The sequence below is a fragment of the Bradyrhizobium sp. PSBB068 genome (assembly GCA_016839165.1).
Classification (GTDB): Bacteria; Pseudomonadota; Alphaproteobacteria; order Rhizobiales; family Xanthobacteraceae; genus Bradyrhizobium.
In genome coordinates, this window is the sequence record CP069300.1 from 3419567 (window position 1) to 3445248 (window position 25682).

29 protein-coding genes are annotated in these 25682 nt (G+C 64.2%); 16 read left to right on the top strand and 13 right to left on the bottom strand.

What is annotated here, in order from left to right; all coding sequences use genetic code 11:
• Positions 1-92: 92 nt before the first annotated feature.
• The 3 genes from JQ507_15785 to JQ507_15795 form a co-directional block, all read right to left on the bottom strand.
• Positions 93-1721, bottom strand: a complete 1629-nt coding sequence (locus JQ507_15785; protein ID QRI72835.1) for a porin — start codon at positions 1719-1721, stop codon at positions 93-95.
• Positions 1722-2073: 352 nt separating this feature from the next.
• Positions 2074-2547: a hypothetical protein gene (locus JQ507_15790; protein ID QRI72836.1), complete on the bottom strand. Its 474-nt coding sequence runs from the start codon at positions 2545-2547 to the stop codon at positions 2074-2076.
• 67 nt (positions 2548-2614) lie between these two features.
• Positions 2615-3589 (bottom strand): ATP-binding protein, encoded by a 975-nt coding sequence (locus JQ507_15795; GenBank protein QRI72837.1) that lies wholly within the window; start codon positions 3587-3589, stop codon positions 2615-2617.
• A 191-nt stretch (positions 3590-3780) separates the two neighbouring features.
• Between JQ507_15795 and yajC the strand changes: the two genes are divergently transcribed.
• The 5 genes from yajC to JQ507_15820 are packed head-to-tail and all read left to right on the top strand — an operon-like array spanning position 3781 to position 8078.
• Positions 3781-4137, top strand: a complete 357-nt coding sequence (yajC, locus tag JQ507_15800; protein ID QRI72838.1) for a preprotein translocase subunit YajC — start codon at positions 3781-3783, stop codon at positions 4135-4137.
• Positions 4138-4178: 41 nt separating this feature from the next.
• On the top strand, positions 4179-5783 hold the full coding sequence (secD, locus tag JQ507_15805) for a protein translocase subunit SecD (protein ID QRI72839.1): 1605 nt from the start codon (positions 4179-4181) through the stop codon (positions 5781-5783).
• A 10-nt stretch (positions 5784-5793) separates the two neighbouring features.
• Complete coding sequence (secF, locus tag JQ507_15810) at positions 5794-6828, top strand: protein translocase subunit SecF (protein ID QRI72840.1); 1035 nt, start codon at positions 5794-5796, stop codon at positions 6826-6828.
• A gap of 6 nt (positions 6829-6834) precedes the next feature.
• Entirely contained in the window at positions 6835-7218 is a 384-nt protein-coding gene (locus JQ507_15815) for an Mth938-like domain-containing protein (GenBank protein QRI72841.1), read from the top strand.
• Positions 7215-8078 (top strand): squalene/phytoene synthase family protein, encoded by an 864-nt coding sequence (locus JQ507_15820; protein ID QRI72842.1) that lies wholly within the window; start codon positions 7215-7217, stop codon positions 8076-8078. Before JQ507_15815 ends, JQ507_15820 begins: the two co-directional genes overlap by 4 nt.
• Here the strand turns inward: JQ507_15820 and JQ507_15825 are convergent.
• From JQ507_15825 to JQ507_15840, 4 genes are all read right to left on the bottom strand, one after another.
• A complete protein-coding gene (locus tag JQ507_15825) occupies positions 8075-8359 on the bottom strand; it encodes a DUF1488 family protein (GenBank protein QRI72843.1) in 285 nt (94 codons plus the stop codon). The two genes, JQ507_15820 and JQ507_15825, sit on opposite strands and share 4 nt — an antisense overlap.
• Before the next feature lie 91 nt (positions 8360-8450).
• Positions 8451-9554: a serine/threonine protein kinase gene (locus JQ507_15830; protein QRI72844.1), complete on the bottom strand. Its 1104-nt coding sequence runs from the start codon at positions 9552-9554 to the stop codon at positions 8451-8453.
• A 5-nt stretch (positions 9555-9559) separates the two neighbouring features.
• A complete protein-coding gene (gene trmFO / locus JQ507_15835) occupies positions 9560-10993 on the bottom strand; it encodes a methylenetetrahydrofolate--tRNA-(uracil(54)-C(5))-methyltransferase (FADH(2)-oxidizing) TrmFO (GenBank protein ID QRI72845.1) in 1434 nt (477 codons plus the stop codon).
• 110 nt (positions 10994-11103) lie between these two features.
• Positions 11104-11256 carry a DUF1127 domain-containing protein gene (locus JQ507_15840; GenBank protein QRI72846.1) on the bottom strand — a complete coding sequence of 51 codons (153 nt, stop codon included), beginning with the start codon at positions 11254-11256 and terminating at the stop codon, positions 11104-11106.
• A 733-nt stretch (positions 11257-11989) separates the two neighbouring features.
• Between JQ507_15840 and JQ507_15845 the strand changes: the two genes are divergently transcribed.
• On the top strand, positions 11990-12277 hold the full coding sequence (locus JQ507_15845; protein QRI73353.1) for a hypothetical protein: 288 nt from the start codon (positions 11990-11992) through the stop codon (positions 12275-12277).
• A 49-nt stretch (positions 12278-12326) separates the two neighbouring features.
• Here the strand turns inward: JQ507_15845 and JQ507_15850 are convergent, their stop codons facing one another.
• Complete coding sequence (locus JQ507_15850; protein QRI72847.1) at positions 12327-13358, bottom strand: AraC family transcriptional regulator; 1032 nt, start codon at positions 13356-13358, stop codon at positions 12327-12329.
• Between the two features lie 516 nt (positions 13359-13874).
• On the opposite strand from JQ507_15850, the gene JQ507_15855 reads away from it, so the two are divergent.
• Positions 13875-14294: a DUF3574 domain-containing protein gene (locus JQ507_15855; GenBank protein QRI72848.1), complete on the top strand. Its 420-nt coding sequence runs from the start codon at positions 13875-13877 to the stop codon at positions 14292-14294.
• Positions 14295-14328: 34 nt separating this feature from the next.
• On the opposite strand, the gene JQ507_15860 is transcribed toward JQ507_15855, so the two are convergent.
• Together JQ507_15860 and JQ507_15865 are read right to left on the bottom strand one after the other, a co-directional pair.
• Positions 14329-15144 carry a lytic murein transglycosylase gene (locus tag JQ507_15860; protein QRI72849.1) on the bottom strand — a complete coding sequence of 272 codons (816 nt, stop codon included), beginning with the start codon at positions 15142-15144 and terminating at the stop codon, positions 14329-14331.
• A gap of 232 nt (positions 15145-15376) precedes the next feature.
• Positions 15377-16288 (bottom strand): DUF2189 domain-containing protein, encoded by a 912-nt coding sequence (locus JQ507_15865; protein QRI72850.1) that lies wholly within the window; start codon positions 16286-16288, stop codon positions 15377-15379.
• A gap of 287 nt (positions 16289-16575) precedes the next feature.
• Here JQ507_15865 and JQ507_15870 point away from each other — a divergent pair, with 287 nt between their 5' ends.
• Positions 16576-16989: a DUF3597 domain-containing protein gene (locus tag JQ507_15870; protein QRI72851.1), complete on the top strand. Its 414-nt coding sequence runs from the start codon at positions 16576-16578 to the stop codon at positions 16987-16989.
• A gap of 126 nt (positions 16990-17115) precedes the next feature.
• Positions 17116-17907, top strand: a complete 792-nt coding sequence (locus JQ507_15875) for a fumarylacetoacetate hydrolase family protein (protein QRI73354.1) — start codon at positions 17116-17118, stop codon at positions 17905-17907.
• 14 nt (positions 17908-17921) lie between these two features.
• Here the strand turns inward: JQ507_15875 and JQ507_15880 are convergent, their stop codons facing one another.
• Positions 17922-18194 carry an N-acetyltransferase gene (locus JQ507_15880; protein ID QRI72852.1) on the bottom strand — a complete coding sequence of 91 codons (273 nt, stop codon included), beginning with the start codon at positions 18192-18194 and terminating at the stop codon, positions 17922-17924.
• Positions 18195-18364: 170 nt separating this feature from the next.
• On the opposite strand from JQ507_15880, the gene JQ507_15885 reads away from it, so the two are divergent.
• The 5 genes from JQ507_15885 (at position 18365) to JQ507_15905 (ending at position 23027) form a co-directional block, all read left to right on the top strand.
• The gene (locus JQ507_15885; protein QRI72853.1) at positions 18365-18535 is read left to right on the top strand and encodes a hypothetical protein; all 171 of its coding nucleotides are present in this window, start codon (positions 18365-18367) and stop codon (positions 18533-18535) included.
• Positions 18536-18638: 103 nt separating this feature from the next.
• On the top strand, positions 18639-19040 hold the full coding sequence (locus JQ507_15890; GenBank protein QRI72854.1) for an SPW repeat protein: 402 nt from the start codon (positions 18639-18641) through the stop codon (positions 19038-19040).
• A gap of 211 nt (positions 19041-19251) precedes the next feature.
• Positions 19252-20892, top strand: coding sequence for an acyl-CoA synthetase (locus JQ507_15895; GenBank protein ID QRI72855.1), 1641 nt, complete (start codon positions 19252-19254; stop codon positions 20890-20892).
• Between the two features lie 4 nt (positions 20893-20896).
• The gene (locus JQ507_15900) at positions 20897-21772 is read left to right on the top strand and encodes a DUF296 domain-containing protein (protein QRI72856.1); all 876 of its coding nucleotides are present in this window, start codon (positions 20897-20899) and stop codon (positions 21770-21772) included.
• 250 nt (positions 21773-22022) lie between these two features.
• Positions 22023-23027, top strand: coding sequence for a hypothetical protein (locus JQ507_15905; GenBank protein QRI72857.1), 1005 nt, complete (start codon positions 22023-22025; stop codon positions 23025-23027).
• 21 nt (positions 23028-23048) lie between these two features.
• Here JQ507_15905 and JQ507_15910 read toward each other — a convergent pair whose 3' ends face one another.
• The gene (locus JQ507_15910) at positions 23049-23372 is read right to left on the bottom strand and encodes a hypothetical protein (GenBank protein ID QRI72858.1); all 324 of its coding nucleotides are present in this window, start codon (positions 23370-23372) and stop codon (positions 23049-23051) included.
• An 82-nt stretch (positions 23373-23454) separates the two neighbouring features.
• Between JQ507_15910 and JQ507_15915 the strand changes: the two genes are divergently transcribed.
• Both JQ507_15915 and JQ507_15920 read left to right on the top strand, forming a co-directional pair.
• Positions 23455-24219, top strand: a complete 765-nt coding sequence (locus tag JQ507_15915) for an AAA family ATPase (GenBank protein ID QRI72859.1) — start codon at positions 23455-23457, stop codon at positions 24217-24219.
• Positions 24220-24355: 136 nt separating this feature from the next.
• Entirely contained in the window at positions 24356-24895 is a 540-nt protein-coding gene (locus JQ507_15920) for an SRPBCC family protein (GenBank protein QRI72860.1), read from the top strand.
• A gap of 280 nt (positions 24896-25175) precedes the next feature.
• Here JQ507_15920 and JQ507_15925 read toward each other — a convergent pair whose 3' ends face one another.
• Positions 25176-25538 carry a c-type cytochrome gene (locus tag JQ507_15925; GenBank protein ID QRI73355.1) on the bottom strand — a complete coding sequence of 121 codons (363 nt, stop codon included), beginning with the start codon at positions 25536-25538 and terminating at the stop codon, positions 25176-25178.
• Positions 25539-25682: the final 144 nt, after the last annotated feature.

Here is a 25682-nt window from a genome sequence, read left to right on the forward strand (position 1 = left end):
GATCCGGAAAAGTGCGAAGCGGTTTTCCGAAAAGATCATGCTCAAACAAGGAGCTAAAGCGCGATGACGATTCAACCCAATCTCATCGCGCTTTAGAAGTCGAAGGTCATGCCGGTCGTGACCGCACTTGCCTTGTTGCCGGCGACCACGTTGTTGTTGGCGTCGCGACCGCACACGCCATAGCCGTGACCGCTCACGCCGAGGCAGTAATGCGCGCCGGGGCCGTTGCGCAGATAGCTGCCGACGAGATACCAGGTTGCGAACGGGCTGAAGTGGTACTTGACGCCTGCCGCATACTGATCGGCGCTGCTGTCCACGCTGTTGAGCGCAAAGTCCGCCGAGCCGGCCGCCGGCGTGACGGTGTAGTTGTTGAACACGCCGGTCCCCGGCGAGCCGGGCGAGGCGTTGGCGTGGGCCCAGGACGCGCTGACGTCCCAGGCGCCGACCGATTGCGTGGCGCTGATGAAATAGCCGTCGCGCGATCGCTCGTTGAAGTCGGCAACGGTGTGCTCGCGGCGCATGACCTCATAGATGCCGTAGAGTTGCAGCTTGCCGATGCCGTCGTTGAACCCATAGCCGGCGCCGAGCTTCGCGGCCCATTCGTTGGCGATGCCGACCGCCCCGGGCGGCACGATCAGCACGCCGCCGGTGCTGAGCGGCGTCACCGCCTCGTCGCCGGTGCGGTTGGTGCCCTCATGCAGCTCATAGGCTGCGACTGCGGTGAACGGTCCCTGATTGTAGGTCAGCGACGCGCTGTAGAGGTTGCCGTACGAGCCGTCCGTGCAGCCCTCAGGCGCCGCGGTCAGCGGGAAGCCGCTGCCGCTGCCGCGGGAGGACGTGGCGGGACAGTTGAAGTCGCCGAGCGCGAAATCGCTGTTGTCGCGCGCCGTGTTCTGTCCCGGCGAAGCCATCAAGGTTGCCTGGAAGCCGTTCCAGATCGGCGACTCGTACCAGACTGCGTGCGCCGCGCGCCAATCGAACTCGGCGCGCAGGTCGCCGCCGGTGTTGCCCATGATCGAATTGTAGTCAGCAAGCGTGGCCGAGAACGGATCGAACTTCGCGGTCGATTTCTTGTACGGCGTATCGGCCTTGCCGGCCTTGATGGCGCCCCACGGCGTTTCCATGCCGATGAAGCTGTCGCGGGTGCCGAACGCGGCGCGCTCGGTCGGCGTTGCGGCGACCTCGACCAGCGATTCGAACTGGGCCACGGCGGCCCATCCTGCGAAGCCGTACGGCTCGAGATTGTGCCGGGCGCGAACGCCGAAGTAAGTGAGGTTGCTCGCAACGCCGAACTTGTTGCCCTGATCGAACACACCGGCGTTGAAGAAGTCGCCCGAGAGGTCGACGTGGCCGTAGAGCGTGACGGTGGTGTTGTCGACGAAGGCATTGGTGCCTGTCGCCTTGGTATAGAGCGGTGCGCCACCGATGCTGACGACTGCATGTTCGGGAGCAGGTGGCGTCGGGGAGGGGGCCACGGCCGCGTGCTGGACCGGATTGCCCTTGGGCGTTGCTGCCGCGGTTGCGGGAGGAACGGGGTGGCTCGTGATGTGGTTCACGCGGTCCCTGAGTTGAGCGTTCTCCTTGGCGAGTTTCGCATTGTTTCGTTCGAGTGCATCAAGACGCGCCATGACGTCGTCGAGCGTCGCCGCTTGCATCGGACCTTGCATGAGCGCCAGGCACACCGCTGCGGATGCTGTTCCTGCGAGAAGTCTTTTCTTCATTCATTCCCCCATTTGCCAATTGCCTCGGCGGGGTGCCGAGGCTGCAAACGGTCGGAAAGCCTAAGGTATACGAAATGCCAGATACACGGGTGTGGAGTGGCCTGAAGATGATAAACACGTCGTGTGACATAATGGGTACTATAATACTGTTGCAGTGCATCAATTGTCGCACAGCAGTTTTGGGAATAAAATTTCACTTACTTGCTTGGAGCTGAAGTTATTGATGCAATTACTCTTTGCAAACTGTGTCAGTGTTGCTGACAAGTTATGACCGCAACGCAACATCACGCAGTGAAATTGGGATAATGAATGCCAATTTCGGGCAAGAATGGACGCCATTGATGGTTCAATATTACCGCGTCGGATCAAGGCCGGCTGAGATCCGCTCGACCATTTCGCGCAGGAATTGCGGTGGCCCATGCGCGTGCCATTCGCCGTCGGATTGCAGCAGCAGCGGCCGCCGCATGTCACGGCTGAAGGCTTCGAGCCAGGCACGCGCCTTTTCCTTCGGGCGCGTGCCGACGGCGACCGCGACATCGACGGGGATCGTCCGCCAGACGAAGCTCGCGGGAAGGAAAATGAGATCGGACCTGTCGGGACGCATCCAGTCGGGCAGCGGACTTGTCGGCGTCAGCCAGCCGCAGACGAAATTCCGGCAGGGATCGACCGGACGCTCGGCGTAGATCGTGCAGCGGCCCGCGCTGCTGAACGGGCACGGCTGCCCCGGATGGACGTCGTGGTCGCGAATCCGGATCTTCAGCCAGCCGTCGCAGCAAGCGGTGCACTCGCCACATCGTCTTGCAGTCGTGCTGGGGTCGGCCGGCATGGGGCGAGTGTAGCCATGCCGCGCCGAATTCAGAAGGCCCGCGGTTCGATCAAAGCGCTCGCTTGCGCTATGCCCCGCTCAGCCGCACGCCGAGCCGTCCGGCGAGTTCCTGTGTGTACTGCCAGGCAACGCGGCCGGAGCGCGAGCCGCGCGTGGTCGACCATTCGAGCGCCTCGCGCTCGAGCTCGTCCTCGGCGATCTTGATGCCGTAATGGGCGCAATAGCCCTTCACCATCGCGAGGTACTCGTCCTGGCTGCAGCGATGGAAGCCGAGCCAGAGGCCGAAGCGATCCGACAGCGACACCTTCTCCTCGACCGCTTCGCCCGGATTGATCGCGGTCGAGCGTTCGTTCTCGATCATCTCGCGCGCCAGGAGGTGGCGCCGATTTGAGGTCGCATAGAGGATGACGTTGTCGGGGCGGCCTTCGATACCGCCATCCAGCACCGCCTTCAGCGACTTGTAGGAGGCGTCGTTGCCGTCGAAGGACAGGTCGTCGCAGAACACGATGCAGCGGAACGGAGAGCTGCGCAAAAGCTCCATCAGGCCGGGCAGGCTCTCGATGTCCTCGCGGTGGATTTCGATCAGCTTCAGCCGGTCGGCCGGCTTGCGGTCGGCATTGATTGTGGCGTGCGCCGCCTTCACCAGCGACGATTTGCCCATGCCGCGGGCGCCCCACAGCAACGCATTGTTGGCGGGCAGTCCGTTGGTGAAGCGCTCGGTATTCTCCATCAGGATGTCGCGCATCCGGTCGACGCCCTTGAGCAGCCCGATCTCGACTCGGCTGACGCGCGGCACCGGGGCCAGGCGGCCGTCCGGGTGCCAGACGAAGGCGTCCGCGGCGCCGAGCGACTCGGCTGGATCGGCGGCAGCCGGGGAGGCGGCCGCGAGGCGGCTTGCGATGGTCTCGAGGGCGTTCGCGATCCGCTCGGCGGTGGCGCCATCGAGCGGCATGACCGGGCGTTTTGTCGCGGCGTTTGCGGCTCGCTTGGCGGCAGTTTTGGGGGCGGTTTTGCTGGTTGTTTTTTTGGCTTTTTTCGGCATTTGTCCAGTTCCTGACGGCGCAGCCTTATCGGGCTGGCGGCGGTCCCGCAAGCGCCCTAAATGAAGGTCCGTTAACGTTGCAATTGGGACCGCGGCCGCTATAGTCCGCGCGAATTTGTCCGGACCGCCATACCGCCCCGAAGGTCGAGGGCACTGCCGGTTCTTTCCCGTCTTATCCGAGGATCGTCCGAATGCTGATTACTCCTGCGTTTGCTCAGGCTGGAGCAAGTGGTGACACCAACAGCATGTTGATGTCGCTGCTGCCATTCGCGCTGATCTTCGTCATCATGTACTTCCTGATTCTACGCCCGCAGCAGAAGAAGGTGCGCGACCATGCGGACCTCGTGAAGAACATCCGCCGAGGCGATACCGTGGTGACCTCGGGCGGCCTCGTCGGCAAGGTGACCAAGGTGGTCGATGACGACCAGATCGAGTTCGAGATTTCGGACGGCGTCCGCGTGCGGCAGATGCGGCAGATGATTTCGGGCGTGCGGACCAAGGGTGAGCCGGCGAAGGGCGACGCCAAGGACGAGGCATCCGCGAGCTGATCGCCGCGGAAGCCTTTTGCCGAACCTGACAGGTCAATTCGATGTTGTATTTCACGCGGTGGCGAGCGCTGGGGATCATCCTGACAGCGCTGGTGGTCTGCCTGTGCGCCGTGCCCAATTTCTTCCCCGAAGCGCAGGTGAAGACCTGGCCGGCCTGGGCGCAGCGGCGCCTCGTCCTGGGCCTCGATCTGCAGGGCGGCTCGTATCTGCTGCTCGAGGTCGACTCCAACTACGTGAAGAAGGAGAAGCTCGAGCAGGTTCGCGACGACACCAGGAAGGCGCTGCGTGACGCCAGGATCGGTTTCACCGGGGGCATCACGATCCGCAACGACGCCGTCGAGGCCCGGATCGCGAAGGAAAGCGATGTTCCCGCGGCGATCACCAAACTTCGCGAGGTCGCGCAGCCGATCGGCGGCTTGCTCGGCTCCAGCGGCCAGCGCGACGTTGACGTGACCGATGCCGGGGGCGGCCTGATCCGCCTGACCGTGTCGCAGCCCGCGATGATCGAGCGGATGCGCAAGACCATCGAACAGTCGATCCAGATCGTCGAGCGCCGCGTCAACGAGCTCGGCACCGTCGAGCCTGTGATCCAGCGTCAGGGCACCGACCGCATCCTGGTGCAGGTGCCGGGTCTGCAGGACCCGACCCATCTGAAGGATCTGCTCGGCAGGACCGCAAAGATGGAATTCCGCATGGTCGACACCTCGGTGTCGCCTGACCAGGCCCAGCAGGGCCGGGTGCCGCCGGACTCCGAGCTCCTGATGAGCGCGGCGCCGCCGCCGGTTCCGTATGTCGTCAAGAAGCAGGTCCTGGTCTCCGGCGGCGAACTCTCCGACGCCCAACCCGGCTTCGACCAGCGCACCGGCGAGGCGATCGTCAGCTTCAAGTTCAACACGTCGGGAGCGCGCAAATTCGCACAGGCGACGGCGGACAATGTCGGCCAGCCGTTTGCGATCGTGCTCGACAACAAGGTGATCTCGGCGCCCGTGATTCGTGAGCCGATCACCGGCGGACAGGGCCAGATCTCCGGCAGCTTCACCGTGCAGTCGGCCAATGATCTGGCGATCCTGATGCGCGCCGGCGCGCTGCCGGCGCCGCTGACCGTGGTCGAGGAGCGCACCGTCGGTCCCGGCCTCGGGCAGGACTCGATCGAGAAGGGCGAGCTCGCCGCTTATGTCGGCTCGATCCTGGTCATCGTGTTCATGCTGCTCACCTACCGGCTGTTCGGCGTGTTCGCCAACATTGCTGTCGCAATCAACGTCGCCATGATCTTCGGGCTGCTGTCGCTGCTCAACGCCACGCTGACCTTGCCCGGCATCGCCGGCATCGTGCTCACCGTCGGCATCGCGGTCGACTCCAACGTGCTGATCTATGAGCGTATCCGCGAGGAACTGCGCGGCGGCCGCAACGCGATCTCGGCGATCGACGCCGGCTTCAAGCGGGCGCTGGCGACCATCCTCGACTCCAACATCACCACCTTCATCGCCGCCGCCGTGCTGTTCTACATCGGCACCGGGCCGGTGCGCGGCTTTGCCGTGACGCTCGGCATCGGCATCATCACCACGGTGTTCACCGCCTTCACAATGACGCGCCTGATCGTCGCCGCATGGGTGCGGTGGAAGCGGCCGCAAACCGTGCCGATCTGAGAGGCCTTTCGTGACCCATACCGTTCTCATTGGCCTTGGCATCCTGATCGCCGTGCTGACCGTGGTCGCGGCGCTCGGCCTGCTGCCGTCGCTGCGCATCGTCCCCGACGACACACATTTCGACTTCACGCGCTTTCGCCGCATCAGCTTCCCGATCTCGGCGCTGCTCTCGATCCTTGCCATCACGCTGTTCTTCACCCACGGCCTGAATTTCGGCATCGACTTCAAGGGCGGCACGCTGCTGGAGGTGCGGGCCAAGTCCGGCACTGCAGATATCGCCGCGATGCGCACGACCCTGAACGGCCTTGGTCTCGGCGAGGTGCAGTTGCAGCAACTCGGCGGCTCGGGCGAGGGCGACGTGCAGATACGCGTCGCCGAACAACCGGGCGGCGACAAGGCGCAGCAGGACGCGGTGGGCAAGATCCGCGGCGCGCTCGGCGAAACCGTCGACTACCGCCGCGTCGAAGTGGTGGGGCCGCGCGTCTCCGGCGAGCTGCTTGCCTACGGCATGCTCGGCCTGATGCTCGCGATCGTCGGCATCCTGATCTACCTCTGGTTCCGCTTCGAGTGGCAGTTCGCGCTCGGCGCCATGATCGCCAACGTCCACGATATCGTGCTCACGATCGGCTTCATGTCGATCTCCCAGGTCGACTTCGACCTCACCAGCATCGCGGCGCTTTTGACGATTCTCGGCTACTCGCTCAACGACACCGTCGTCATCTACGACCGCATCCGCGAGATGCTGCGGCGCTACAAGAAGATGCCGATGCCGCAGCTCTTGAACGAATCGATCAATTCGACGCTGTCGCGTTCGATCATCACCCACGTTACCGTGACGCTCGCGCTGCTCGCTCTGCTGTTGTTCGGCGGCCAGGCGATCCACAGCTTCACCGCCGTGATGATGTTCGGCGTCGTGCTGGTCGGCACCTACACCTCGATCTTCATCGCGGCGCCGATCCTGATCTATCTCGGCGTCCACACCACGCGAGGTGAGGCGCAGGATGCGCCGGCCAAGAAGCCGGACACGGCGGCAGCCAAGAAGTAGCCGGTCATGAGCAACCCCTCGGACGCTCCCCATCTTCCGAGGTCGGCGCCGATCGAGGCCTACGGCAAGGGCGGCTTCGCGTTTGCCGATATGTCGCATCGCGGCTCGCTGCTGTGCCTGCCGGACTCGATCTGGGCCTGGCCGGTCACGAGGCCGCAGGACATCGACGAATATTCGCTGCAGAAGGTGTTCGCGGCCGCCAACGCGATCGACACGCTGATCGTCGGCACCGGCACCGAGGTCTGGGTGCCGCCGAAGGGCCTGCGCGAGGCCTTGCGTGCGGTCCGCGTCGTGCTCGACCCTATGCAGACCGGTCCCGCGATCCGCACCTACAACATCATGCTGGGCGAGCGGCGCCGGGTCGCGGCGGCGCTGATCGCGGTGCCATGAGCGCGACGGAGGCGCCGAGGGATGGCGCGGCCTTCTGCGCCGATCTGGTGCGGACCCATGACTTCGTGCGCTACGCGTCGACCTTGTTCCTGCCAGGTCCGGAGCGCCGGGCGCTGCTCGCGATCTACGCGTTCAACATCGAGGTCTCGCGCGTGCACGAGCAGGTCAGCCAGCCGCTGCCCGGCGAGATGCGGCTGCAATGGTGGACCGATATGCTGGCAGGCGCCGGGCACGGCGGCGTCGAGGGCAATCCGGTCGCGGCAGAGCTGCTGTATGCGATCCGCAATCACCGCCTGCCGGTCTCGCCGTTCTCACAGCTGGTCGAGGAGCACCAGTTCGATCTCTACAACGATCCGATGCCGTCGCTGGTCGCACTCGAAGGCTATCTCGACGCCACGGCCTCGGCGCTGTTCTCGCAGGCGACGCGCGTGATGGCGCGGCCATCGGAGGCGATCGATCACCTGGCCCGCCATGCCGGCCTTGCCCAGGGCATGGCGCAGGTCATCGCGGCCCTGGGCCGCGACGCATCGCGGCAGCAACTGTTCCTGCCGCTCCCGCTGCTGCAGCAGCACGGCAGCAGCAAGGAAGAGGTGTTTGCCGGCAAGCCGACGCCGAACATCCGCGCTGCGATCGACCAGCTAGCGGACGAGGCGCAAAGCCATCTCAAGACCGCATTCGGGCTGCTTGCGGACGTGCCATCCGGCGTGCGGCCGATCTTCCTGCCGCTCGCTCACGTCAGGCGCGAGCTCAACCGGATGAGGAGGGCCGACAACGATCCGTTCCTGCCGAAGCCGGTCTCGCGCCTGCGCACGCTGTGGACATTGTGGCGAGCCGCGCGCACCGAGGAGTTCGGCAGCTAGCTCCTCGCTTTCGCGATGTGCTTGGTGAAGATGCGGACCGTTACGCCCTTGACCATCGGGCCGCTGTCATAGATGTCGGATGCGATCTGCTCGACCGCGTCGCGCAGCGCAACGAACTGGGCTTGTCGCGCCATGCTCGCAGTTCCACGCGTGCCGGCGAGCTCGTCCATTGCAGCGTCGCTGATCTGGCATTCAACTTCCTGGTCGCCGTTCATCATGGTGAAGCCGAACGCGAGACGTTCGGCATCATATCCCCCGATACGGCCACGGGTGAGTGGCATTAAGCTCGTCCCTTGAGCGCGCTAGCCCACGCAAAGAGTGGTGCTTCGCAGCGCGTTTGTCGAGGGCTGCGCGCCCGGAAGTGCGCATGGTCTAGCGCAGCTGTCGATCCATCTCGGCGACTTCAAAATTGAAGCGATCGCGCAGGTTCTTGCGTTGCTCGAGGATGTCCTTGAGGAATTCGCGATCGGCGTCGCTGCGCATCATCGGCTCGATCAGGTCGATCTGGTTCATGGCGACGAGCTGCAGGATTTCGGTGCGCGGCTTGCCGGCCGCATCGCGCGGCAGTGCATGCACGATCTGGATGTGTTCGGGCGGCTTGACGCCCTTGGCTGCGGTGAGCTCGTTGCGCAGCGTCTTTTCCAGCGCGGATTGGTCTGCCTCGACGAAGGCGTACAGCCCGACGCCGACGCGCCGGTCGGCAAACGCGACGATCGCGGTGTCGCGCACGTCGGGATTGCGGCGGATCAAATCGACCAGCACCGGGGCGTCGTTGACCAGCCGCCGGCCGCCGCCCTCGCGGTCGGTGAAATTGAAGATGCCGCGCGTGATCGCCTGATAGACCTTCTTGCCGGTCTTCAGCCAGACGCTGGCGACCGCGGACTTCTTCGCCAGCACCTTGCGCTCTTTCGGCGTCAACGCCTCCGGGGCGTAGCTGCGCTTGTGCTTCAACAGATGCCGCAGATCCTCATAGGCCGCGAGGCGGAACAGCCGGCTTCGGCTCTTGAAGCAGGCGGCGAGCTGGAAGTCGGTGAGGTAGGCGCGGCCATCGCGGCCGACCAGCCAGTTCTGCTCCTTGGCGAGGTCGTTGTGGCAGATGCCGGCGCGATGCAGCTTGCGCAACGCTTGCTTGGCGGAGCGGAAATAGGCGACGTCGCCATGCGGCTTCGCCAGATGCAGCGCCGCGCCGTCGATGAAGCCGCGCACCAGCGCGCGTCGGCCCGCCCACAACAGCTTGGGTCCGACGTTGAGGTCGCGCGCCAGGGTCAGCGCACGGCGTTCACGCGAGAACAGATGCAGCGCCACGGCGAACGACCAGAACGGCACCTGGTCGAGCCGGCGCAGCACCCCGTCGACCTCGCCGTCATCGCCGCGGAATCGGCCGCGCTCGACGGTCGAGAACACGTCGCGCTTGAGCAGCACGCCCTGGCTCCATCGCGCCGACAAAGTGGCGTCGTCGTCTTTCGGCAAGCTCATGACGGTCAGGCCGCTGCTGCAACGCGCAGGTGCTCTGCGATCCAGTGATCGAGGTCGGCGAGCGCCCGCGCGCTGATCGCCTGCTTCTTGGCGACCGTCTTCTCGTTGCCGCGCAGCCGCGAGCCGTCCGGCTTCTTGGTCGGAGCGCTGGCGAGAGGCGGGAACAGGCCGAAATTGATGTTCATCGGCTGGAACGAGCGCGCACCGGCATCGATGGTTTCGATGTGGCCGCCGGTGATGTGGCCGAGCAACGCGCCGAGCGCCGTGGTGGCGGGTGGCGGGGGCAGCGCCGCGCCGCGCATGTCGGCGGAGGCGCAGAGGCCGGCGATCAGGCCCACGCTGGCCGACTCGACATAACCCTCGCAGCCGGTCATCTGGCCGGCGAACCGCAGCCGCGGCTGCGCGCGCAGGCGCAGTTGCGCATCGAGCAGCTTCGGCGAGTTCAGGAAGGTGTTGCGATGCAGGCCGCCGAGGCGGGCGAACTCCGCGTTCTCGAGGCCGGGGATGGTGCGGAACACGCGCTGCTGCGCGCCATGCTTCAGCTTGGTCTGGAATCCGACGATGTTGTAGAGCGTGCCGAGCTTGTTGTCCTGCCGCAACTGGACGATCGCATAGGGCTTGACGGTTGGATTGTGCGGATTGGTCAGTCCGACCGGCTTCATCGGCCCGTGGCGCAGCGTCTCATGGCCGCGCTCGGCCATCACCTCGACGGGCAGGCAGCCATCAAAATACGGCGTGTTGGTCTCCCAATCCTTGAAGTCGACCTTCTCGCCATCGAGCAGCGCCGCGACGAAGGCATCGTATTGCTCTTTCGTCATCGGGCAGTTGATGTAATCGGCGCCGGTGCCGCCGGGACCGACCTTGTCGTAGCGCGACTGAAACCAGGCCACCGACATGTCGATGGAATCCTTGTGCACGATCGGCGCGATCGCATCGAAGAACGCCAGCGCGTTCTCGTCGGTCAGCTGCCTGATGGCGTCGGCGAGCGGTGCCGAGGTGAGGGGACCGGTCGCGACGATGACGTTGCTCCAGTCAGCCGGCGGGAGCCCTGCGACTTCCTCGCGGCTGATCTCGATCAGTGGGTGTTCGTTCAGGGCCTTGGTGACGGCGGCGGAGAAGCCGTCGCGGTCGACCGCCAGCGCGCCGCCGGCGGGCACCTGATTGGCGTCGGCCGAGCACATGATGAGGGAGCCCAGTCGCCGCATCTCGGCGTGCAGCAGCCCGACCGCGTTGTTGGCAGCATCGTCGGAGCGGAAGGAATTCGAGCAGACCAGCTCGGCGCAGCCTTCGGTCCGGTGCGCTTCGGTCATCCGGTGCGGGCGCATTTCGTGCAGCACGGCACGGATGCCGGAATTGGCGACCTGCCAGGCGGCTTCCGAGCCGGCGAGCCCCGCGCCCACGATGTGCACGGGTTGGGAAGAGGAGTGATGCGGTGTCATCGCGCAGCGTTAGCGCGTTTCGAAACCATATGCATCTGAAACCGCACCACAAACGATAACGCCCGCTGCAGGAGCGGGCGTTATCCGTTCATCAATTGGCTTACGGCGGATTAGCCGTTGTAGGTACCGGCGGCAACGCGCGGAATGTCCGAGCGGTCGAGGCCGATATCGGCCAGTTCACGATCGCTGAGCTGGGACAGTTCGCTGACATTGCGCTGATAATCCCGGAAAGCCTGGATCATGCGGATGAGCGAGAGCAACATGATAGTCTCCTAGTAGTTCAGATTCAGCTTTTCCAAAGCCTCATCGTTGAAGTGAATATAGATGATATAGTGCAGTGCGGTAGGTTCAATGTTGCGATGCAGCTAGGCTCAAAACGCATGGCGAAGGTAAGTTCCGGTTAACCGTTTGCGGCTTCGGTCGGTGGCCCGGAGGTGAAAGTTCCCTCGGTGGTGCTGGTCGTGATAAAATGTTCTATAGATCAGTAGGTTGATGGGGCTCTACTGGTCTCTGCGGTGTCCTCCATGTGGTAATTAAGGACCGCGCAATCAAGCTGGAACGCCCTTGTGGGTGAGGGATCACTTCGATGTGTTCCATGCGTGATTCGCATGCGACATCTTGGCATTAGAAGTGAGTTTGTATTCATAATATGTCGCTGCGGAGACGCCGACGGACGTAGCGTCAATCAGCCGCATTGACTCCTGAGGTAATTCAGCACTCCGGGATGCGAATTTCTGCCAGGGAGCAAGACGCTGCTAAGGGCGTCTGCTGATTATCGGAACGGCGCTTTGATTGAAGTGAACGTGCCCGACCATGCTAATGCGGCGCTGCTTCCTTACCGGCTTGTAATCAAAACATTATGCAACGCATGCGCGATCCGCGTGCAGCGCCGATCACATTCGTCTCGCGTGAAGTTCATTCTGAACGGTGCCGGGAACAGCGAATAATCGTTCCGCAGATTCCGCAATCACGCTGGATTCTGTTCAAGAACAAAAGATGGAACATCCCATGATCAAGACATTGATCGCAGCGGCCAGCATGGCTGCCGTCGTTTACGCCGTCGCTCCGGCTCAGGCCGCTCATCGTCATCATCATATGGGCGTCGGCTGCAGCGGTGCCAATTTCGGCAAGACTGAAGCTGCCGTCGAAGCGATGGCTGACAATGAGGTCAAATTCGCGGCGGAGAAGGAAGTCTCGCTCGCCCAGGATGCGATGCTGAATGACAAGTGGGGTGCATGCGGCGCGCATCTCAGCAAGGCTGCCGAAGCCAGCATGGCGAAGTAAGCGTTGATCATGACGATATGGGCCGATTGCCTGGGGCAATCGGCCCATATTATTTGGCTGGAGCGCGATCGGTCCGGATTGGATCAAGGCCATTGTTCGCGATAGGCCCTTTTCGCGCCGATTCACGCACATCTGAAGGGGGCGCGCCGTATTGGCGGCGAAAGGTGCGGTTGAAATAGGACAAGTCGCCGAAACCAACCTCAAAGGCGACCGCGCTCACAGGCCGATCGGCGTGGCGCGGATTGACGAGCAATCGATGCGCTCGCGCGAGACGGCGTCCAAGCACGAATTGGGAAAATGAGGTCCCGTCGTCTTCAAACATCCGTTGCACCTGGCGCGGAGTGACGCCGTGCCGCCGCGCGACAGCGGCCACCGTGAGGCTGCCATGATTGAGATGGTCGATGATATCGGCCTTGATGGCGCGCAGCCGTGCTGCGCGGACGCCCTGCCCACGGGCAACAGCCGCGGCGTCTCTCGTTGCGCCGAGCGCTACAGCGATCAGATCGTGCACATGCGAGGCCACGTCGTGCCTTAGCTGAGGCGTTGCAAGCGAATAATCCTCCTGCAGCGCCCCAACATAGCTCACCAGCAATTTCAGCGCTTCGGTGGAGCGTGCAATAGGCTGCATCACGGAGGAATCGACGCTGCTCACCAGCGGCTCCAGCGCCGGCCGTGGAACGTGCAGGCACAGAATCTTCGCCGGGGCGGGGCAAACCATCGCGACCGGATCCGCCGAGCTGAGCAGCAGCCCATCGCCGGCGCTCCAAGAGACCTCGCGTCCGCGCTGCACCATCGTGGCATCGTGCGACCCCATCACCAGGACAAGCCCGTCGTTGCCGTCCGCCAACTGTTCGGCACCCCGCTCGTAGCGAAACGCCGACATGCTGGCCGACGTGATGGACAGCCCGGGCAGCATCCGCACGGTCACGTCCGCATGCAACGAATGATCCGGCAACGGCACGAGGTCGGCCTTCAGCACCAGCCGGCCGTACAGATCACGCCATGCGGCCATACGGTCCCGCTCGGCAAAATCTGCCAGGGAGAACCGGGAAAGTGCAACGTCGTCGGCCGTCGAGGTCATCGGGAAACTCAGGGTGTCGCAACATGTGTCGGCGAACCGCCGCGTCTCGTTCACCGGGGCGCCCCGGTTCGGCAACAAACGCTCGCAACGCAGGGCTTCTAGCCAATGACTTGGCTCTGTCAAAGCGCCTATGTGTGTTCCATCCCCGGTTCGCCCCTGCGGCAGGTGCAGTCCGAGGTGGAACGCACCTCCCATTGGCCGAAACGTATTCCGATTGAAATGGCGACCCGTCAGGTCGTTTTCATCCAAGGTGTTTGTCGCGCCTGTCCTAGCCGGCGGGCGGACAAATCAGTAAACGCTATAGCGCTGGATCGGACTGCTTGCAGAAGGATAAAGGGTGATCTTAGTACTACTTTTGCGCGTCCATACCGCGCACGTCGACGTGAGGCTTGCAATGGGCATCATTGGCGTGCTGGCCGTGTTCCTCGGAATGTTGCCGTTTGCTCGAATCGTGTACCGGACCGCATCACCCGAGACGTCGCCGGCCGGCGTGGCAAAGCAGACAGTTCGAACCTCATGCGCGCACTGATCGCCGCGTGGCTTGTCCTCGTCGCGGGAAGCAACGCATCAGCCGCCGAAGGTGCCGCAACTTCCTGCCAGCTGATCAACGGCAAGTCGATGATGCAGGCCGAACTGTTGTTTGGGCGTCAGATCGCCGGACATGGCCGCGTGTCGGACGCCCAGTGGTCGGACTTCCTCAAGAGGGAGGTGACACCGCGCTTTCCAGATGGCTTCACCCTGCTCAGGGCGTTCGGCCAGTGGCGCGACCCGGAAACGGGCCGAATCACGCATGAGCCGTCCTTCGTCGTGCGCGTCATCGCTGCCGAGACCCCGGAGACCTTGGCGCGCTTGAAAGAGATCGGCTCCGCGTACAAGCAGCGCTTTCACCAACAGTCGGTGGGCCTCACGCTCTCGGTCACTTGCGCATCGTTCTGACCACTCGCTGTAACAACAATTGCGGCGACATACCTTATGGCGCCTTGGCGAGTTGGGTGGCGAAGTAGCCGATCGTCTTGGCGTACACCTCGCTCTTATTCCACTGCTGGATGACCGCAAAATTCTCGCTGCCGGGCTCCCAGCCCTTGCCCTTCTTCCAGCCGTAGCTCTTCAGGAAGTTCGCCGTCGAGGCCAGCACGTCCGGCACGTTGTGCAGGAGGTCGCGCTTGCCGTTGCCGTCAAAGTCGACCGCGAACTTGATGTAGGACGACGGCATGAACTGGGTCTGGCCGATTTCGCCGGCCCAGGCGCCGTGCATCTCCTGCGGCGCGAGATCGCCGCGCTCGACGATGCGCAGCGCATCCATCAGCTCGGCCTTGAACATGTCGGAGCGGCGGCAATCATAAGCCAGCGTCGCCAGCGAGCGCAGGGTCGGAAACTTGCCGGTGTTGACGCCGAAATCGGTTTCCAGCCCCCAGATCGCGACCAGAATTTCGCCGGGCACGCCGTAGGTTTCCTCGATACGCGACAGCACCGAGCCGTAGCGCTTCATCATGTCGGAGCCGCGATTGAGCCGCGGCGGTACCATGCGGCCCGAGAACTGCTCGAAGGTCTGGCTGAACACCTGCTGCGAATGGTCGCGCGCCAGGATCGCCTTGTCCTGCGTGACGCCATTCAATCCGGCCTGGATCGCGTTCTGTGAAATCCCCTTCGCCACAGCCTCTTTCTTGAAATCGTCAAGCCAGGACTCGAACGTGCCCGTGCCGCATTGGGCGGCGAGCGCAGACGCGGTCGAGGTCAGAAGCCACGCCCCAACGGCGAGCGTGCGAAAGGACAAGCGAGAGGTCATAGGCAATTTCACTCCGAAGTCTGCGTTGCCAGCGATGGGTCGCGGAGGCGGCGGGTATGTTCGCGGCAACAGCGGCCAAAACAAGGCTCGTGACCCGGGCCGCCTTTCTCAGGTCGCGCTGCAAATGCCACGCCAATTTCACATCCATTTGACGATCCGGGACGACAAACCGCCGGCCGATCATATCGGCCGGCGGTTGCTGTGACGTTTACGAGCTCAGGTTGACTGGCGTCTATCCGCGACCGCTGCGCCGCCAGGGGAACAGGTTGGCCGGGAAGTCGGCGGCGGGCTTGCGCTCGCGCGGCTCGGGGATCACCGGCCGAGCGTTCGGATCCTTGACGATGACCTCGCGATAGAGATGCCAGGTGGCGTGGCCGAGCAGGGGGATCACGACGGCAAGCCCGAGAAAGAACGGGATCGTGCCGAGCACCAGTAGCACCGCGACCGTCAGGCCCCAGGCCGCCATCGGCACCGGGTTTTGCGCGACGGCGCGCATCGACGTCACCATGGCTTCACCGGCGGTTGCTTGGCGGTCGAGCATCATGGGGAAGGCAACCACGCTGATGCAAAGCGCGACGAGCGCGAACAGGAAGCCGACACTGCAGCCGACCACGATCAGCCACCAGCCTTGCGAGGTGGTCAGCACGCGTTCGACAAAATCGGGAATATTGGCCGCGGTCTCGTAGCCGAACACCGCCGTGTAGATCGCCTGTGCGGTGGCGATCCAGGTCACGAACAACGCGAACAGCAGCGTTCCTACCCCAAGCATCGCGCCGAATGACGGCGAACGGAATACCTCCAGGGCGTCCCATGCGGATGCTTCCCCGCCGTCTTCGCGGCGGCGGCTCATCTCGTACAGGCCGACGGCGGCAAACGGGCCGAGCAGGGCAAAACCCGCGGCCAGCGGAAACAACAGCGGCAGCACGGAATAGCCGTGCACGGTGCGCGCAAGCACGAGGCCGAGCACCGGATAGATCAGACACAGGATGATGGCGTGGCTTGGCACCGCCTTGAAGTCTTCCCAGCCGAGACGCAGCGCTTGATGCAGATCGGACAGGCCGATGGTGCGGATAATGGGTGCAGATGCGGCGCCCTGTCCGCCCTGCGTCATCGATGTGACATTGCCTTGGTATTGCGTGGCCATGGTCGTTGTCTCCCTCTGGGCGGTCGCATTCTGCGCCCGGCGCGCGGGCACAAACGTACCGCCTCTCGAAGCGATCACGAGCAAGCCAGACGCGAAAGACAGAGCAGGAACTGGCCGTGTCGCGAACTGTTGGGTGAGGGTACTCCCAAACCGCGCCAAAAGCACTCACGCTTAAGTGAATGTCGCATTGGCAAGGTATTGAGGGGGCGATACACTTGAACTGCGACCTCGGTCAGCCGGCGCACTGCCGTGTGGCCTTCACATCTCAACTCTCTTGGGAGCGAACGATGAGCATTTTCGGAAAAATCATGGGCGCGATCTTCGGCAGCAGCGCCAGCGCCGCGCCCGCCGGCGGAACGGCCACGAGCGCAGCTCCCGCCGGTGGATCCAGCAGCGCGTCGCCGTCTCCCGCTGCTGTGCCCGCCGGTGCCGCGCCCGCGCAGTCCGTGGACGTCGCCCCCATCCTTGACAAGGCGGTTGCCGCCAAGGGCGAGAAGCTCGAGTGGCGCACCTCGATCGTCGACCTGATGAAGGCGCTCGACATCGACTCCAGCCTGTCGGCGCGCAAGGAACTCGCCAAGGAGCTCGGCTACACCGGCGACACCAACGATTCCGCCAGCATGAACATCTGGCTGCACAAGCAGGTGATGACGAAGCTCGCCGCCAACGGCGGCAAGCTGCCCCCCGATATCAAGCACTGACGGGATCGTCATCCCGCGCACGGCCAGGGCCCGCGCCACCGCGGGCCCTTTTTTATGGAGCGGCGAACATCTATAGATCGGCGGACAAGAAGGAGAGCGCCGATGAAAACTCCTGCAAGAACTGCCGTGACCGATCTCGATCGCCGGACCATGCTTGCGACCGGCGCCCTCGCATTGGCCGGCGCCGCCGCCCAATCCGTGCCGGCCCACGCCGAGGTGGCGCCGAAGGCGATGTTTCCGGTCGCGGCCGTGACGATCCCGATTGTCGGCGCCACCGAGGTGTTCCAAGTCCGCCGCATCTACTGCATCGGCCGCAACTACGCAGCCCATGCGATCGAGCGCGGCTCCGATCCGACGCGCGAGCCGCCGTTTTTCTTCCAGAAGCCGACCGATGCCATTCAGAATGTCGCGATCGGCACGGTCGCCGATCATCCCTATCCGTCGCTGACCAAGAACTATCACCACGAGGTCGAGCTGGTCGCGGCGCTGAAGTCCGGCGGCACCAACATTCCCGCCGACAAGGCGCTCGAGCACGTCTATGGCTACGCGCTTGGCCTCGACATGACGCGGCGCGATTTGCAGAACGGCATGGCGGCCGAGAAGAAGCCGTGGGAGATCGGCAAGAGCTTTGACCATGCGGCAGTGCTCGGGCCGATCCATCCGGCTGACAAGACCGGCCATTTCACGCAAGGGGCGATCTCGCTTGCGGTCAACGGCACGGTGCGGCAGAGCTCGGATCTGAAGAACATGATCTGGAGCGTCGCCGAGCAGATCGCAAAGCTCTCCGAGGCGTTCGAGCTGAAGGCCGGCGACATCATCTATTCCGGAACGCCGGAGAATGTCGGTCCCGTTGTGAAGGGCGACGTGCTGCTCTGCAAGCTCGAGGGCTTGCCCGACATGTCGATCAAGATCGTCTGACGTTGGATCGAAAGTCAGCCGGCAAGGTCCGCATATTCCGGGTGCTTGTCGAGATAGTCCAACACGAAGCCGCAGCCTGCGATCACCTTGCGGCCGTCGGCACGGATCAGCTCCAGCGCGCCCTTGACCAGCTCCGACGCGATGCCGCGGCCACGCAGGGCGCGCGGTGTCTCGGTGTGGGTGATGATCACTGCCGATGGCGTCCGACGGTAATTCGCAAAGGCCAGCCCGCCCTCTGTTTCAAGCTCGAAGCGGTTTTGGTCCCTGTTGTCGCGGACGGCAGCCATCGCAGAATCCCGGTTGATGCACTGGTCTTGATTTAAGCGCGCCAACCCGCCGCTGCAAAGCCGCGACCAACCTGCAAATTGGTGTCTGTGGTTTGACGAGATGCGCATTCTGGCCTGCCTGCTCGGCGCTGCCCTGACGCTGCCGAATCTGCCAAAAGGGCCGTCGCGGCATGATCCGGCTGTTCCAGCGCGACAACAAGGGCGAGCTCGCCGATTACGACAAGGGCGCTGCACGCTGGCGCGCCTCGGCGGGGCGCGGTGATGGACGATGCCAGCCGTTGTCGGCCTTGCCGCATCGCACACAGACGATCGGGCCTTGCGAGCCGATGCAATTCGATTAGGCTTGCGCTGAGACATACGCCCGTGATGCGGCCCGAAGGTCGTCTGGTGCGGAATGGCAGGACCGGCCGCTGACGTATGCCCCTTGTCGCAAGGAGGTTCGTCATGTCGGACAATCGTTTCTTCGGCACACACCGCCCCTGGGAGGACTGGCTCGGCATGCTGCTAGGCGTGCTGATCATGGTCTCGCCCTGGTTTCCGATGCAGGTGAGCGACGTCGTCGACGTCGAGCGCAGCCACCTGGTGCTCAACAGCTTCGTGGTCGGCATGCTGGTGCTGGGCCTCGCCCAGCTCGAATATGTCGCGCTGCATCGCTGGGAGGAGGTGGCAAGCATCCTGCTCGGCCTTTGGCTGATCGTCTCGCCGGTCATCTTCGGCTACTCCGAGGACCAGGCGCTGCAGCTCTGGCACATCCTGCTCGGCGCGCTGGTCGTCATGATCGGCGCGTTGCAGCTCTGGCAGGACTGGAACCTGAGCGAGCAGGACCTGGCCAAGTACCCTCAGTAGCGGTCTGGGCCAAGGCAGATCGGGCTGGCTGACACCGGTGCGCGGTATCATCGCGCTCCGTCCGGCAGGCCTTGCCGAGGCGCGCTGCTTGGCGATAAACCGGGTGGTACCAACCCCTTGCGGCGCTTGAAGACGCCCGGTTCTGACCAAGGAAACACCCGATGACCGTCCTGACCATGCCCTGTCTGTTGTGCGTATCGGCGGGGCGGCAATGAGCGGGACGGCCGGGACCGCCCCGCGCGGCGGGATCGCGCGGGTGTCGCGCCGGGTGATGAACCTCGCCTACATCCTGACCCAGAACGCCCGCCGCCATGGCGATCGTCCCGGTTTCATCTGGAACGAGAAGGCCTGGTCCTGGCGCCATATCGACCAGAACGTCTCGGCGCTGGCGGCGGCACTGGCCGCGCGCGGCATCGGCAAGGGCGACCGCATCCTGGTGCATTCCAAGAACTGCGACGAGATGTTCTGGTCGATGTTCGCGGCGTTCCGGCTCGGCGCGGTCTGGGTGCCGACCAATTTCCGCCTGATGCCGGACGAGGTCGGCTATCTGGCGGCTGCCTCCGGCGCCAAGGCGTTTCTGTGCCACACGGACTTCCCCGAGCACGCCAGGGCGGCCGCCAATCCAGCGCTCGAATTCGTCTGGCGGATCGGCGAGGAGGGGACGTTCGGCGAAGCGACCGTTGGTGACGTCATCGCCAGGCATGCGGGCGCCTCGGTCGAGAACGCGCCGGTCGAGTACGACGATCCCTGCTGGTTCTTCTTCACCTCCGGTACCACGGGCCGCTCCAAGGCCGCGGTGCTGACCCATGGCCAGATGGCCTTCGTGATCACCAACCATCTCGCCGATTTGATGCCCGGCACCACCGAGGACGACGCCTCGCTGGTGGTGGCGCCGCTGTCGCATGGCGCCGGTGTGCATCAACTGGTGCAGACCGCGCGCGGCGTGCCGACCATCCTGCTGCCGTCGGAGAAATTCGACATCGCGGAAGCCTATCGCCTGATCGCCAGGCACCGCGTCAGCAACATGTTCACGGTGCCGACCATCCTGAAGATGATGGTGGAGCATCCCGCCGCCGAGCAGCACGACCATTCCTCGCTGCGCTACATCATCTATGCCGGCGCGCCGATGTATCGCGAAGACCAGAAGGCCGCGCTGAACAAGCTCGGCGGCGTGCTGGTGCAGTATTTCGGTCTCGGCGAGGTCACCGGCAACATCACGGTGCTGCCGCCCGGCCTGCACGATCCCGAGGACGGCCCGCATGCACGGATCGGCACCTGCGGCTTCGAGCGCACCGGCATGCAGGTCGCGATCCAGGGCGAGGATGGGCGCGAGCTGAAACCGCACGAGACCGGCGAAATCTGCGTGATCGGTCCCGGCGTGTTCGCGGGCTACTACGACAACCCCGAAGCCAATGCGAAGGCGTTCCGCGACGGCTGGTTCCGCACCGGCGACCTCGGCCACATGGACGAGGAGGGGTTCGTCTACATCACCGGCCGGGCCTCCGACATGTACATCTCCGGCGGCTCCAACATCTATCCGCGTGAGATCGAGGAGAAGCTCCTGACCCATCCCGCGGTCGGCGAGGTCGCGGTGCTCGGGGTGCCGGATCCGTTCTGGGGCGAGGTCGGCATCGCCGTCTGCGTCGCGCGCGAGGGGACGGAGGCGGTCGCCGAGGCGGAGCTTGCCGCCTATCTCGCGCCAAAAGTGCCGCGCTACAAGATGCCGAAGCGCTTCTTCTTCTGGGAGGCGCTGCCGAAGTCCGGCTACGGCAAGGTGCCGAAGCGGCTGATCCGCGACGAGCTCGAGGCGCGCGGGCTGCTCGAGGCGATCGCCAAATCGCCGGGCGCGTGAGGCGATGCGCAGCATCGCTCAGCCCGGCGCTCCGGTCACCGAGCGCATCCAATGGGTCACCGCGCGCGGCCGCGCCTTCTCATTCGTGCTCGAGGCCGGAATTCCCCTGCTCGAGGCCGTGCGTCGCGGCTTTGCGGCGGAGGGGTTCTCGGCCGGCGTGCTCAGCGCCAAAGCTGGCGCGCTCGGGCCGTTCGCCTATGTGATGCCGGCGCTGTCGAAGGACGGCGCCAACGCCGCGTTCTACAGCGACACGTTTCGTCCCGAGGGTGTGACGCGGCTCAAGCTCGCGGCGCTGACCTTCGGCGAGCGCGACGGCGCGCCGTTCTTCCATTGCCACGGCTTGTGGACCGAGGCCGACGGCCGCTTCAACGGCGGACACATGCTCCCCGATGAGACCATCGTCGCCGAACCGTTCGAGGTCGCCGCATTCGGAATCGATGGCGCGACGTTCCTGGCCGAGCCCGACAGCGAGACCAATTTCAAGCTGTTCGGTCCGGTCGCCCGCGCGCCGGCTGGTGCGAAGACCACCAGCCATGCCTTTGCGTTACGGCTGCGGCCGAACCAGGATTTCGCCTGCGCGCTCGAAGGCTTCTGCCGCCTGCACGGCATCCTGCGTGCACGGCTGCATGGCGGCGTTGGTTCCACCATCGGTGCCGTTTTCACCGATGTCCACGACGTGGTGCCGTTCGCGACCGAGCTTGCGGTGACCGCGGGGCAGATCGCGGCCGACGAGGATGGCCGGCTGCATGCCGAGCTCGACATCGCGCTGGTCGATTATCTCGGCGGTACCGCCGAAGGACGTCTGGTACGGGGCGACAATCCGGTGTTGATGACGATGGAGCTGGTGCTCGAGGTGCTGGAGGAGGCGGAGCAGCCGTAGCGGCTGTGCGATCCATCCGCATCGTCGTCCCGGCTACGGTACTGCTTGTGAGACGGGCACCAGTGCCGTTGGACAAATCAGTGATTGAGCCGAATAGGTCGCTCGGGAACCGCGCTGAATATTCAAGCTGCCTCTGAAAATCGCTACACGTTAGAATTGAGTTGATCGAAGAACGCCTCTATTGTTGCGGCATTGCACCGACAAGGCGAGGTCGGGTTGATTTTGAGCGGAACATATTGGGAGAGTGTCGATGGCCAAATTGCTGGTGGCGGGCGGCCTGTACGAGAAGGATGAGACAGGGCCCTTGCGACGGCGCTTCGCCGAGGCGCTTGGTCGGCAGACGATCCTGCGAGGCCATACGCTGCTCGGTGGCTGTCGCACCCAACTGGATCTCGTCGTTGCGCAGGCTGCCTCGGCCGCGGCTCAATCCAGGAAGCTCGACCCGAACAAGATGATCCATTCGTGGGTCACCCGCAGCACGACGCCGATCCACAAATTCGGCGAGATCACCCGATCGCAGCTGGGCGACTGGTCCGAGGTCCCGCGCGGATTCGCGTTTCCCGAGCCGGTGCGTGAATGCGATGCGATGATCATCATCGGCGGCTGGGACGGGACGCAGCACGCCGCGAGCTGGGGCCGGTTCGCGAACAAGCCGATCCTGTCGGTCGCGACATTCGGAGGTGCCGCAACGGATATCTATGTCGACGAGCTGGCGTCGTTTGAGCGAAGAGGGGTGTCGAACCTGTCGCGCGAGGATTACCAGGCCTTGAACCGCTTCATGACCGACGAGAACGACGAGGTGGTCGACCAATACGCGGCCGAGGTGGTCACGCTGGCCGAGCGCGCGATCCTGTCGACCGAAGTGTTCGTCGTGATGTCGTTCGAGAACGTTCCTCACCTGACGGATGCCTATGCAACCTTCGGTCGGGTTTGCAAGGAGAAGGGTTTTTCGGCGGTCAAGGTCGATGACCATCTCGACAGCAATGAGCGCATCGTGCCGGCGATCTTTGCCGGAATTCGGCGCGCGGCGTTTGTGATCGCCGAGGTCAGCGGCGCACGTCCGAATGTCTTCTACGAGCTGGGCTATGCGCGCGCCAGCGGCAAGGCCGTGATCCAGACGGCCTATAGCGGGACCAAGCTGCCGTTCGATGTGTTCGACGTGCCGACGCTGTTCTGGGGCGGTCAAAGCGAGCTCGAGGGCAAGTTGAAGACCGCGATTGATCAGTTCATGGCCAAACCGGGACGCTTCATCTAGCCCGAAGGCCGCGCATCGCGATCACCTCCGCTTGCGGACATGGATGTTGATATCGAGGTCGATCGCGCTGACGCAGGTCTGTTCGGCGCGATGCGAGCCGCCCTCGTGCCAGGGGCCCTTGCGCAGGCGGACGTCGCTGACGTGCGCAAGGCGCAGGCAGCGCCATTGCGGCAGCTTGCCGGAGCTCTCGCCGGCGAACTGCCAGGCCAGCACGACTTCTTCGCCGCTTCTGTTGTGGCCGATGATGTGCGGGCACAGCTCCCGCGGCCGGCCGGCATAGACACAGACCACCTGCTGCTCGGTGAGGATTGCCTTGCGGAAGCGGGCGTAGGCCTTGCTGGGCATTCGGACATCGAACCATCTAGGATTGCCGCGGGCTCGTATCATAAACTGGGCCACCCGCCGTTGTTTCCCCGGATTCGCGCACATGGCCAGACGAAACCGCCCGATCAAGATGCCCGCGCCGTACCTTCGGCGGGTCTGGCTCGATCCTGCACGAATCCCGAACCGCAAGGCCTATCCGTTCGTGCTGCCGCTGCTGGGCGATGATTTCGAGCTCGGCTTCGACAAGGCGATCACCATCATCGTCGGCGAGAACGGCACCGGCAAGTCGACGCTGCTGGAGGGCATCGCCGTGATGGCCGGCTATGACGATGCCGGCGGCGGCAAGGGGTATCGCGCGGTCGACCACGGCCGTGCGCTGGAGAAAATGGGCGGCTCGCTGGCGTCGGCGCTGCGCGCGAGCTGGCTGCCCAGGATTACCAACGGCTGGTTCTTCCGCGCCGAGAGCTTCTTCTCGGTCGCACGCTATCTGGACGAGGCAGCGATGGACGCCCGAGGCACGCCGCCGGACTTCCTGTCGCATTCGCACGGCGAGGGCTTCCTGCGCTTCTTCGAGGAGCGCTGCCAGCGGCAGGGCATCTTCATCTTCGACGAGCCGGAATCCGCGCTGTCGCCCGCGCGCCAGATCGAATTCCTCAAGCTGCTGCACCGGATGAACGGGACGGGCCATTGTCAGGTGATCATGGCCACGCATTCGCCGGTCCTGATGGCCTATCCCGACGCGACGCTGCTGCGGCTGACGAAGTACGGCCTCGAACCGGTGAGCCTGAAGGACACCGATCACTTCAAGGTCATGCGGGAGTTTTGCGACGACCCGAAGGGGTTCATCGAGGCGGCGATCGAGGAGTAGGGCGGAAAGGCTTGTCCCGCGGGGAAGTTTTGACTTCGCTCTGGTGCAAGAAGCCGCTTTCCATCCGGTGCAGAATACCGAAACATAAGCTCCGGCAGGCGCCTGGTGCGCGGACCGGAAAAGCGGGGAGACGAGGATGAGGCTGACGATCGCGAGGGCTGGCGTCGTGGTGGCGGCATTGGCCGTGCTGGGGGCGGCATGGGCGCATGGGCCGACCCGTCAGAAGGTGCGGGAATCCATCGAGATCGACGCGCCGCAGGCCAAGGTGTGGGCGGTGATCGGCAATTTCCAGGACATGAGCTGGCTTGCCGGCGTCAGCAAGACCGAGGGCGAGAAGGGCAACGAGATCGGCGCCACGCGGCGGCTGACGCTGGCTCCGGGCGTCACCATCGAGGAGGAGCTCTCCAAATACGAGCCCGAGATGATGAGCTATTCGTACCGGATCACCGCGGTCGACGTGAAGGTGTTGCCGGTGACCAATTATTCCTCGACGCTGGAGGTGTCGCCGGCGCCCGGCGGCAAGGCGAAGCTGGAATGGTCCGGCGCGTTCTATCGCGGCTACCCCAACAACGATCCGCCGCCGGAGCTGAACGACGAGGCCGCGATCAAGGCGGTGAGCGGGCTCTACAAGGCCGGGCTGGAAGCGCTGAAGAAGAAGATCGAGAGCGGAAGCTAGCGCATGCTGCGTGCGATCGCGCTGCCGGCCTCGGCAGCGCGCGCATCCCGAAATATCGAAAACAACCCCATGCAAAGGAGCAGGCTGCCGCCGGCAGTCGGAAAATCGACTTGACACGTCGGGCAAATCAGCGATACGTTTCTATTATTCAGAAATGGAGTATGCGTGCCCGCTGAAGGGTTTCGCGACATGCGGGAGTGGTCAATCCGTCCGATCAACTCGCCCGGATATCGCTACGTGCATCCGGGCGAGTTGCCGATCCGCCTCCCGAAATCGAGACTCACTGCTTGGTTTGCAGATAGGCGATCACGTCGGCGCGGTCGCGGGCATTGCTGAGCCCCTTGAAGAACATCTTCACGCCGTGAACGTCGCCGCGGGGGTCGGCGAGGTAGGCATCGAGCGCCGTCACGTCCCAGGGCGCCTTGTTGCCGCGCATCGCGTCCGAATAGTCGAACCCCTGGACCGACGCCGGCTGGCGACCGACGACGTGCCACAGGCTCGGGCCGACCTTGTTCACGCCGACGTCGATCGAATGGCAATTCTGGCAAATGCGCTGGAAGATGGCCTGGCCCGCGATCGGGTCACCGTCGAGCGCCCAGGCCGGCGCAGCCGATGTCGCGAGCAGAGCGGCGGCGAGCGTCATGCTGCCGACGGCGCAGGCCATTGCGAATTTCGTCCCCATCATGAATTTCTCCGGAAACAGTTTGGATTGCAATTGGAGGGATGTCGGGTCGATCTCATCTCTTGGTTTGAGCAGGATGTCCGCGAGGGAAACCCGGTCTCCACA

Bases quoted from the DNA above. Each gene is read 5' to 3' on its own strand.
- JQ507_15900 (QRI72856.1), top strand. From the start codon at position 20,897: ATGCGCAGCATCGCTCAGCCCGGCGCTCCGGTCACCGAGCGCATCCAA.
- JQ507_15825 (QRI72843.1), bottom strand. From the start codon at position 8,359: ATGCCACTCACCCGTGGCCGTATCGGGGGATATGATGCCGAACGTCTC.
- JQ507_15890 (QRI72854.1), top strand. From the start codon at position 18,639: ATGTCGGACAATCGTTTCTTCGGCACACACCGCCCCTGGGAGGACTGG.
- trmFO (QRI72845.1), bottom strand. From the start codon at position 10,993: ATGACACCGCATCACTCCTCTTCCCAACCCGTGCACATCGTGGGCGCG.
- JQ507_15855 (QRI72848.1), top strand. From the start codon at position 13,875: ATGCGCGCACTGATCGCCGCGTGGCTTGTCCTCGTCGCGGGAAGCAAC.
- yajC (QRI72838.1), top strand. From the start codon at position 3,781: ATGCTGATTACTCCTGCGTTTGCTCAGGCTGGAGCAAGTGGTGACACC.
- JQ507_15830 (QRI72844.1), bottom strand. From the start codon at position 9,554: ATGAGCTTGCCGAAAGACGACGACGCCACTTTGTCGGCGCGATGGAGC.
- JQ507_15885 (QRI72853.1), top strand. From the start codon at position 18,365: ATGATCCGGCTGTTCCAGCGCGACAACAAGGGCGAGCTCGCCGATTAC.
- JQ507_15925 (QRI73355.1), bottom strand. From the start codon at position 25,538: ATGACGCTCGCCGCCGCTCTGCTCGCGACATCGGCTGCGCCGGCCTGG.
- JQ507_15910 (QRI72858.1), bottom strand. From the start codon at position 23,372: ATGCCCAGCAAGGCCTACGCCCGCTTCCGCAAGGCAATCCTCACCGAG.
- JQ507_15920 (QRI72860.1), top strand. From the start codon at position 24,356: ATGAGGCTGACGATCGCGAGGGCTGGCGTCGTGGTGGCGGCATTGGCC.
- secD (QRI72839.1), top strand. From the start codon at position 4,179: ATGTTGTATTTCACGCGGTGGCGAGCGCTGGGGATCATCCTGACAGCG.
- JQ507_15860 (QRI72849.1), bottom strand. From the start codon at position 15,144: ATGACCTCTCGCTTGTCCTTTCGCACGCTCGCCGTTGGGGCGTGGCTT.
- JQ507_15905 (QRI72857.1), top strand. From the start codon at position 22,023: ATGGCCAAATTGCTGGTGGCGGGCGGCCTGTACGAGAAGGATGAGACA.
- JQ507_15790 (QRI72836.1), bottom strand. From the start codon at position 2,547: ATGCCGGCCGACCCCAGCACGACTGCAAGACGATGTGGCGAGTGCACC.
- JQ507_15845 (QRI73353.1), top strand. From the start codon at position 11,990: ATGGAACATCCCATGATCAAGACATTGATCGCAGCGGCCAGCATGGCT.
- JQ507_15880 (QRI72852.1), bottom strand. From the start codon at position 18,194: ATGGCTGCCGTCCGCGACAACAGGGACCAAAACCGCTTCGAGCTTGAA.
- JQ507_15820 (QRI72842.1), top strand. From the start codon at position 7,215: ATGAGCGCGACGGAGGCGCCGAGGGATGGCGCGGCCTTCTGCGCCGAT.
- JQ507_15870 (QRI72851.1), top strand. From the start codon at position 16,576: ATGAGCATTTTCGGAAAAATCATGGGCGCGATCTTCGGCAGCAGCGCC.
- JQ507_15785 (QRI72835.1), bottom strand. From the start codon at position 1,721: ATGAAGAAAAGACTTCTCGCAGGAACAGCATCCGCAGCGGTGTGCCTG.
- JQ507_15815 (QRI72841.1), top strand. From the start codon at position 6,835: ATGAGCAACCCCTCGGACGCTCCCCATCTTCCGAGGTCGGCGCCGATC.
- JQ507_15865 (QRI72850.1), bottom strand. From the start codon at position 16,288: ATGGCCACGCAATACCAAGGCAATGTCACATCGATGACGCAGGGCGGA.
- JQ507_15915 (QRI72859.1), top strand. From the start codon at position 23,455: ATGGCCAGACGAAACCGCCCGATCAAGATGCCCGCGCCGTACCTTCGG.
- JQ507_15895 (QRI72855.1), top strand. From the start codon at position 19,252: ATGAGCGGGACGGCCGGGACCGCCCCGCGCGGCGGGATCGCGCGGGTG.
- JQ507_15795 (QRI72837.1), bottom strand. From the start codon at position 3,589: ATGCCGAAAAAAGCCAAAAAAACAACCAGCAAAACCGCCCCCAAAACT.
- JQ507_15840 (QRI72846.1), bottom strand. From the start codon at position 11,256: ATGTTGCTCTCGCTCATCCGCATGATCCAGGCTTTCCGGGATTATCAG.
- JQ507_15850 (QRI72847.1), bottom strand. From the start codon at position 13,358: ATGACCTCGACGGCCGACGACGTTGCACTTTCCCGGTTCTCCCTGGCA.